This window comes from Enterobacteriaceae endosymbiont of Donacia piscatrix, from assembly GCF_012569525.1.
Classification (GTDB): domain Bacteria; phylum Pseudomonadota; class Gammaproteobacteria; order Enterobacterales; family Enterobacteriaceae.
Window position 1 is genome coordinate 38,267 of record NZ_CP046200.1, and the last position, 2,002, is coordinate 40,268.

Annotated in this window: 2 protein-coding genes; one reads left to right on the forward strand and one right to left on the reverse strand. The window is 17.7% G+C overall.

The window, feature by feature from the left end; translation table 11 throughout:
* Window positions 1-18 precede the first annotated feature (18 nt).
* Entirely contained in the window at window positions 19-1,320 is a 1,302-nt protein-coding gene (gene hisS, locus GJT96_RS00220; RefSeq protein ID WP_169780255.1) for a histidine--tRNA ligase, read from the reverse strand.
* A gap of 232 nt (window positions 1,321-1,552) precedes the next feature.
* Between hisS and tadA the strand changes: the two genes are divergently transcribed.
* Window positions 1,553-2,002, forward strand: a 450-nt coding sequence (gene tadA / locus GJT96_RS00225) for a tRNA adenosine(34) deaminase TadA (RefSeq protein WP_169780256.1), incomplete at its 3' end; no start/stop codon positions are given.

Here is a 2,002-nt window from a genome sequence, read left to right on the forward strand (position 1 = left end):
TATTAATAATTAATTTATTTAAAATAAATATTTACTAAAGTATTTTTCTAAATTTAATATTAATTGATTTTCTGATATAACTATTTGTTTTCTAAAATATAAATCTTTTAAAATAATTAAATTATTTTTTATTTCATTTGGACCTATTATTAATATAAAACGTGCTTTATATTTATTTGCTTGAATAATTTGTTTTTTAATTTTTTGAAAAAGATAACTAGTAATAATTCTAAGTTTAGGAAATTTTTTTCTAATTAACTCTCCAATTATTAAAATTTTTTTTAAACTATTATCAGATTCCATTGGAATTAAAAAAACATCAATTAAATAATTAATATTTGATTTTAATGATTTATTAATTTGTACTAATAATAATAAACGCTCCATTCCTATAGCACATCCTAAACCATTAATATTTTTACCATTACTCATATTATTAATTAATTTATCATATCTTCCTCCACCACAAATAGTTTTAGAAATATTTTTACTACCTATATCATAACTTTTCCATTCAAAAACAATATCATTATAATAATCTAATCCTCTTACTAAATAATTATTGATATTAAATTTTATATTCATAAAATTTAAAATATCACAAAATTCATTAAATTTATTTATACTTTCTTTATTTAAAAAATCTTGTAATTTAGGTGCATATTTTAATAATTTAATATTTTTATACTTATAATTATCTAAAATCCTTAAAGGATTTGTATATATTTTTTTTCTATCATTTAAATCTAAATAAAGATAATTTTTTTCCCAAAATAATATTAATTGTTTTATGTATTTTTGTCGATCGGTTAATGATCCAATAGAATTAATCTCTAAAAAAACATTATTTATAATATTTAATTTTTTCCATATGTTGTTTACAACTATAATAACTTCAGCATCAATATATGGAGATGCTAATCCAAGTATTTCAATACCAATTTGATTAAATTGTCTGTATCTACCTTTTTGAGGTCTTTCATAACGAAACATAGGTCCATTATACCAAAATCTTCTATTATTATAAAATATATTATGTTCTATTATAGCTCTGATAAATCCTGCAGTTCCTTCCGGACGTAAAGTTAAAGAATTATTATTTTTATCGAATAAAGTATACATTTCTTTTTCTATAATATCTGTATATTCTCCAATAGTTTTTTTAAATAACTCACTTTTTTCTAAAATTGGTAATTTAATTTCTTGATAACCATAATTATTTAAAGTATCTTGAATTATATTTTCAACATTTTTCCATAATATGGTATTAGGAAATAAACAATCATGCATACCATGAACAGATGTTATTAATTTTATCACTATGAATATCTCTTATTATAAATATTAATTTTCGTAAAATTTAAATTTTATTACAAAATGTAAAAAAAATTTAAATATATTAAATATTAATAAAATTTAAAAATTTATAATCCTATGTTTAATAATAAAATATCTTAACATTATTTAAAAAATAAGTATGATTATCCTTATAATATTAATAATATATTAATATAATATTTAATGTAATTAAACAAAACAATGTATATATTAAATGAATAATGATATTTATTGGATGAAATGTGCTCTAAATTTTGCTAAATTAGCAGAATATTCTGAAGAAGTACCAGTAGGAGCTATTATTATAAAAAATAATAAAATTATTTCTTATGGAATCAATAATTCAATAAAAAATAATGATCCTACAGGACATGCAGAAATTATAGCTTTAAGAAAAGCAGCAAAATATTTAAAAAATTATAGATTATTAAATACAACTATGTATGTAACATTAGAACCATGTTTAATGTGTTCAGGAGCTATAATTACTAGTCGAATTTCTCGTTTAGTTTTTAGTACTTATAATAAAAAATATAATAATACAGGATCATTTATAGATTTATTAAGTACGTATAATATTAATTATACATTAAAAATTAATTCTGGTATTTTAGAAAAAGAATGTAAAAATATTATAAAAAATTTTTTTTTAAAAAAAAAAAAT